Raw genomic sequence first — 6,099 nt, forward strand, 5'->3', positions numbered from 1 at the left:
CTAGCGCGCCCCACTGACAGCGCGTTCGGACTCCTCCGCCGGAACGCCCAGGTGGCGGCGGCCGGCGAGGGCGATCAGCAGGGCGAGCGCCGCCGCCCCCGCCGGGACCCAGTAGCCCGCGCCGGGCCCCGCGTGGTCGGCGAGCGTGCCGGCCAGCGCCGAGCCGCCCGAGATGCCGACCACGATGCCGGACACCGCGATCGCCATGCCCTCGTTCAACTGCCGCTGCGGCAGCAGCTCCTGGAGCAGGGTCATCCCGGTGACCATGGTGGGCGCGGTCCCGGTCCCGGCCGCGAACAGCGCGACCCCGAGCAGTGCGAGCCCGGCGCCGCCCAGCCCGGCGGCCAGCGGCAGGAGCAGCAGCCCCGCCATCGCCGCGACGCCCCGCAGGAAGCGCGTGCCCGCCAGCCCGCTCGGCCGCAGCGTGCCGAACACCAGCCCGGCCACGCAGGACCCGGCCGCCACCAGGGCCAGCAGCCCGCCCGCGACCGGCCGGTGCCCCAGCGCGTCCGCGTAGGCGACGGTGGTCAGGTCGAGCGCGCCGAAGATCATGCCGGTGCTGAGGAAGGTCAGCGTGAGCACCCGCAGCGCCGGTACCCGCAGCGGCGAGCCGTGCCGTTCGGCGGCGGGGCGGTCGGCGATCGGCGGTTCGGTGCGGCGCTGGGCCGCGAAGAGCAGGCCGCCGACCGTGCCGAACCCGCCGGCGGCGAGCATGCCGGCCTCCGGCGCGATCGTCGTGCACAGCACCATGCCGAGCACCGGTCCGGCCATGAAGCAGAGCTCGTCCAGCACCTGCTCGAAGGAGTTGGCGAGGTGCAGCTCGTCCGGCTCGTCCCGGAACAGGTGCGCCCAGCGGGCCCGGGCCATGCCGCCGAGGTTCGGCGCCGCCGCGGCGGCCGCCCAGCAGAGGTACAGGGTCCAGTCGGGGGCGCCCGCGCGGACGCAGAGCAGCAGCCCGGAGAACGGCACCACGCAGTAGAGCACCGCGGGGACGGTGACCCGGGCCTGTCCGAACCGGTCGACCAGCCGCCCGATCACCGGCATGCCGATCGCCCCGGTGACCAGGCCGGCCGCCGCGACGGTGCCCGCCAGCGCGTACGAGCCGCGCCGTTCGGCGATCAGCACCACCAGCGAGACGCCGGTCATCGACAGCGAGAGCCGGCCGAGCAGCCCGGCCAGGGTGAAGGCGGTGGTGCCGGGCCGGGCGAACAGACGTCGGTAGGGGGCGAGCATGGGACTCCGCGGAAAGAGGGGGAGGGAAGGCCCCCTAGCCTCGGGCCGCCGGTGGTGCGTGGTCCAACACCTGTTCCGCCAGATCGACAACAGGATGGTGTCAATGCCCCGGGCCGCCCGTCCCGGTCGCGTTGCTAGCCTGCCGCCATGCCCCGTGACCTGCACCCCCGTCTGCTCCGCGGCTTCGTCGCGACCGCCGAGACGCTGCACTTCGGGCGGGCCGCCGAGCGTCTGCACGTGGCCCAGCAGGCGCTCAGCCGGGACGTCCGGACGCTGGAACGGCTGCTCGGCGACGCGCTGTTCACCCGTACCACGCGCAGCGTCGAACTCACCGAAGCCGGACAGGGGTTGCTGCCCAAGGCGCGCCGGCTGCTGGCGCTGCACGACGAGATCGTGGCCGGCGCCGCGCACCGTCCGCTGCTGCTCGACCTCAACAGCGACGTCACCGGGCCGGACCTCACCGGCGACCGGCTGCTCCAACGGGTGCGCGCCGCCTGGCCGGAGGGCGAACTCCTGGCCCGCTTCCACGGCGGGCTGGCGGCCGCGGCCGGTGAACTGCTCGCTCACCGGCTGGACGTCTCGTTCGGCCGCTTCGCCGGACTGCCCGCCGGGGTGCGCGCCCAACTCGTGCAGCGGCCGGTCAGGTTGGAGCGGGTCGCGGTGATGGTGCCGGGCGGCCATCCGCTCGCCGGCCGGCCGGTCCTGCGGGTGGCCGAGCTGGCCGGCCATCCGGTGGACGTCTGCGCGGGCAACCCCGCCACCACCGAGTGGGCCGACCTCGGCCTGCGGCTGCTGGGCGAGCACGGCCTGACGCCGGCGCCGCCGCGGGTCCCGCCGGTGGGGGTGGAGGAGACGGCCCGCTACCTGGCCCGGCACGGCGATCCGATGCTGACCACCGTCGGCGGCCCGACGCTGCCGGGCGCGGTGACCGTGCCGCTCGTCGAGCCGGTGCCGCTCAGTCTGGTGAGCCTGGTGCACCGCCCGGACCTGCGGCATCCCGGGCTGACCGCGTTGGTGTCCGCGGCCGCCGGACTCGGGGCCCGGGAGGCGTGGCTGCGCCGGCCGGAGGGCAGTTGGCTCCCGGCCCCGGACGCCGCGCTGCTGGCGCCCTGAGCGGTCCGCCGCCCGGGCGCGAGGCCGCCGGCGAGAACGTGTACGAACCTGCCCGGGGTCAGGAATCACCCGGCGCCGGAGGGTTGTTCGAGCCTGATGTGGTCCCACCCCTGCCGCTCGGGGGTCGGCAGGGGTGGGAGTGGATGCGGGCGCGCAGGTGCTGGGGGAGCGGGCTGCGCGCCCGCGGTCGGGGAGGGCCCGCAGGGCCCGGTGCCGCGGTCGGCCGGGTCAGGCCGCCTTCACGGCGGAGATGTCGAAGGTGAGCTTCACCTTCTCGCCGATCAGCACGCCGCCGGTCTCCAGCGCCGCGTTGTAGGTCAGGCCCCAGTCGGTGCGGTCCAGGACGGCCTTGCCCTCGAAGCCGGCCCGGTCCACGCCGTACGCGTCGACGGCGGTGCCGGTGAAGTCGAGGTCCAGGACGATCGGGCGGGTGACGTCCTTGATGGTCAGCTCGCCGGTCATCCGGTAGGAGTCCTCGCGCACCCGCTCGGCGGAGGTGCTGCGGAAGCGCATCTCGGGGAAGGTCTCGGCGGCGAAGAAGTCACTGGTGCGCAGGTGCTCGTCGCGCTGGGCCTGGTTGGTGTCGATGCTGCCGACCTTGATCACCAGCTCGGCGCTGGAGTTGGTCGGCGTGGTGCCGTCGAGGTGCAGCTTGCCGTCGTACTCGGTGAAGCGGCCCTTGACGTTGGTGACCATCGCGTGGCGGACGGAGAAGCCGATCTCGCTGTGGGTGGCGTCGATGGTCCAGTCGCCCGAGAGGTGGCCGAGGTCCGGACCCTCGGCGACGGCGACGGCGGTGGTGGTCGCGGCGGCGACGTTCTTGTTGCGGTTGAACAGGCCCATGGCTCCTCCTCGGGTTCGAAGCCATTTGTTTAGGCTTCAACTTGTTGGCTCCACTGTAGCCCGGGTTCGTTCAAACTTCAACCACCCGGATCGGGGCCCGCCGGTAGGGTCGGATCCGGTCCGGCCGTCCGGCTTGACCCTCGACCCGGTCGAGGCCCCAGAGTCCCCGGCATGGAGAGCGACCTGCGCAGCATCGGAGAGCTGGCCCGCGACAGCGGTCTGAGCGTGAGCGCCCTGCGCTTCTACGACGGTGCCGGCGTGCTCGCCCCGGCCCGGGTCGACCCGCGCACCGGCTACCGCTGGTACGCGCCCGAGCAGCTCGCCGACGCCCGGCTGCTCGCCCGGCTGCGCCGGATCGGCCTGCCGCTGGCCGGTATCCGGGCCGTGCTCGGCGCGGCCCCCGGCGGCGCCGCCCACCGGGTGCTCGACGCGCACCTGCGCCGGCTGGAGGACGGCCTCGCCGACGCGCGCCGGGAGCTCTCCCTGATCCGCCGGCTGATCGACCAGAGGGAGAACCCGATGACCACCGCCCCCGCCGAGTACCGCTTCACCGTCCCCGCCCGCGCGCTGGCCGAGGCCCTGGACGCGGTCCGCTTCGCCGTCGGCGGCGACCCGGAGCTGCCGGTCCTGTCCGGCGTGCTGTTCGACCTGGACGGCGGCCTGCTCCGGCTGGTCGCCACCGACCGTTACCGGATGGCCCTCGCCGAGGTCCTCGTCGGCACCCCGGACACCCCGGACGCCCCTGCCCCCGACGCCTCCGACGCCTCCGCCGCCGCGATCGTGCCGGCCCCCCTGGCCGACGCCCTCCGGGCGCTGCTCGGCTCCGCCGCCGGGCCGGTGGAGCTGGCGCTCGGCGGTGCGGCGGTGCGGGTCGCGGTGGACGGCCACCGGATCGAGGGCGCCGCGCTCGACCACGACTACCCCGACTACCGCGCGCTGGTCCGGCTGGACCCCGTCCACCGGGTCGGCCTGCCCGCCGCCGACCTGCGCGCGGCGGTGGCGTCCGCGCCGACCCGCAGCCTCCCGTCCGGCCCGGACGGCGCCGACTGCGAGGTCGCCGTGCTGGCCGTCGACGGGACCGGCCGCCTCACCCTCGCCGCCCCGGACGGCGACGCCGACGCGCCGGGTCCGGACGCCCTCCGGGTGGCGGTCAACCGTGACTTCCTCCTGGAGGCCCTCCCGGCCGGCGCCCCGGGCCAGCTCGTCCTGGAACTCGGCGGCCCGATCGCCCCCCTCGCCATCCGCACCCCCGACCGCCCCGGCACCTTCTCCGTCCTGATGCCGGTCCGCCTCCCGGCCTGACCCTGGCGCGCCCGGGCGTTTGCTGGTGCTAGCGGTGCGCTTGCAAAAGCAAGCAGGGTGGGGCAGGGTGGTCGCATGGCCTCCCTGAACGTCGGCTCGCTGGGCGAGTACATCCGCGAACAGCGGCGCAACGCGCAGTACTCGCTGCGGCAGTTGGCGGAGGCCGCCGGCGTGTCCAACCCCTACCTCAGCCAGATCGAGCGAGGGTTGCGCAAGCCGAGCGCGGAGATCCTGCAGCAGATCGCCAAGGCGCTGCGGATCTCGGCGGAGACGCTCTACGTCCAGGCCGGGATCCTGGAGGAACGGCGCGGTGAGGGCCTGGAACTGCGGGCCTCGATCCTGGCCGATCCACTGATCAACGAGCAGCAGAAGCAGGCGCTGCTCGCGGTCTACGACGCCTTCCTCAAGGAGAACGCCGCCGGGAAGCCGTCCGGCGCGGACGAGGACGCGGGCGGGAGCGCGGACGAGCACGAGGGCAAGGCACCCTAGACACCACGGGAGGACCGGCCGTGCCGATCACGGACGACATCAAGAAGACCCTGACCGACCCGACCCCGCTGTACGCCCTCGCCGGCGCCGGGGAACTCGCCTACGAGAAGCTGCGGGAGGTGCCGGGCAAGGTCGAGGCGCTCGCGGCCGACCGCAAGGGCACCCAGGAGAAGGCCACCGCCAGGCTGGCCGAGGCCCAGGCCCGGCTGGTCGAGGCGCAGGCGAAGGTCACCGACACGGTCGGCGCGCTGCCGGCCGACCTCAAGGTCCTGCAGGAGAAGGCGCAGACCTTCGCGCTCCAGCAGGTCGGCCGCGCCGTCGAGCTGGCGGTGAAGGCCAAGGAGACCTACGACGGGCTGGCCGAGCGCGGCAAGGTCGCGGTCGACCGCGGGCGCGGCGCCGAGGCCGGTGCGGGCGAGGCGGTCGCCGAGCGGATCGACGCCGGTGCGGCCGAGGGCGAGGTCGTCGAGGGCGAGCTGGTGGAGGACGGGGCACCCGCCGCCCCGAAGCGCGGCCGGTCCCGCAAGAGCGCGGAGTAGCACCGCAGGATCCCGGGGCGCCGTCGGGCGCCGCCGGGCCGTTGACCCCGTGGCGGACGCTCCGCCGTGCCAGGATGGGCGGACGGGGTGCCACAGCGAGACGAGGAGGCCGTGATGGGCGGAGTGGCCCAGATCCTGTTCCTGGACTACCTGAATCCGTTCTGGTGGCTGGCCGTCGCCATCCTGGGCTACAAGCTGTACGCGCTGGTCGACGCCGCCACCCGCCCGGAGGACGCCTACCGGGCGGCCGACAAGAAGACCAAGGGCTTCTGGCTGGCGATCCTCGGCATCGCCTTCGGGCTGGACCTGCTGTTCGGCGCGAACTTCCTGACCAGCTTCCTCACCCTGGCGGGCCTGGTCGCCGCGATCGTCTACGTGGTCGACGTCCGCCCGGCGATCCGGGCGCTGACCAACCGGGGCGGCGGCCGGGGCGACCAGCGCAACATGGGGCCGTACGGGCCCTGGTGACGACGGAGAGGCCGGGCCCCGGCGTCCGGCGGGATCACCGCGCGGACAGGTCCTGGCCACGGCCGGGCCCGACTCCCAGGATTCCCCCCTGATGCGTCGGACGATCCCGATC

General features: G+C 74.8%; 7 protein-coding genes. 5 read left to right on the forward strand and 2 right to left on the reverse strand.

Annotation, left to right across the window (positions count from 1 at the left end; translation table 11 throughout):
* Entirely contained in the window at positions 1-1,233 is a 1,233-nt protein-coding gene (locus tag ABTX81_RS37435) for an MFS transporter (RefSeq protein ID WP_350555010.1), read from the reverse strand.
* A 147-nt stretch (positions 1,234-1,380) separates the two neighbouring features.
* On the opposite strand from ABTX81_RS37435, the gene ABTX81_RS37440 reads away from it, so the two are divergent.
* A complete protein-coding gene (locus ABTX81_RS37440; RefSeq protein WP_350555012.1) occupies positions 1,381-2,346 on the forward strand; it encodes a LysR family transcriptional regulator in 966 nt (321 codons plus the stop codon).
* 228 nt (positions 2,347-2,574) lie between these two features.
* Here ABTX81_RS37440 and ABTX81_RS37445 read toward each other — a convergent pair whose 3' ends face one another.
* Positions 2,575-3,189 (reverse strand): YceI family protein, encoded by a 615-nt coding sequence (locus ABTX81_RS37445; RefSeq protein WP_350555014.1) that lies wholly within the window; start codon positions 3,187-3,189, stop codon positions 2,575-2,577.
* A 171-nt stretch (positions 3,190-3,360) separates the two neighbouring features.
* On the opposite strand from ABTX81_RS37445, the gene ABTX81_RS37450 reads away from it, so the two are divergent.
* The 4 genes from ABTX81_RS37450 to ABTX81_RS37465 all read left to right on the forward strand — a co-directional run bounded on the left by ABTX81_RS37450 (position 3,361) and on the right by ABTX81_RS37465 (position 5,987).
* The gene (locus ABTX81_RS37450; protein ID WP_350555016.1) at positions 3,361-4,491 is read left to right on the forward strand and encodes a DNA polymerase III subunit beta family protein; all 1,131 of its coding nucleotides are present in this window, start codon (positions 3,361-3,363) and stop codon (positions 4,489-4,491) included.
* 75 nt (positions 4,492-4,566) lie between these two features.
* The gene (locus tag ABTX81_RS37455; RefSeq protein WP_350555018.1) at positions 4,567-4,980 is read left to right on the forward strand and encodes a helix-turn-helix domain-containing protein; all 414 of its coding nucleotides are present in this window, start codon (positions 4,567-4,569) and stop codon (positions 4,978-4,980) included.
* A gap of 20 nt (positions 4,981-5,000) precedes the next feature.
* On the forward strand, positions 5,001-5,519 hold the full coding sequence (locus tag ABTX81_RS37460; RefSeq protein WP_350555020.1) for a hypothetical protein: 519 nt from the start codon (positions 5,001-5,003) through the stop codon (positions 5,517-5,519).
* Between the two features lie 114 nt (positions 5,520-5,633).
* Complete coding sequence (locus tag ABTX81_RS37465; RefSeq protein WP_350555022.1) at positions 5,634-5,987, forward strand: DUF2516 family protein; 354 nt, start codon at positions 5,634-5,636, stop codon at positions 5,985-5,987.
* Positions 5,988-6,099 lie beyond the last annotated feature (112 nt).

The organism is Kitasatospora sp. NPDC097605, from assembly GCF_040302725.1.
In the GTDB taxonomy this organism is placed as follows: Bacteria; Actinomycetota; Actinomycetes; order Streptomycetales; family Streptomycetaceae; genus Kitasatospora.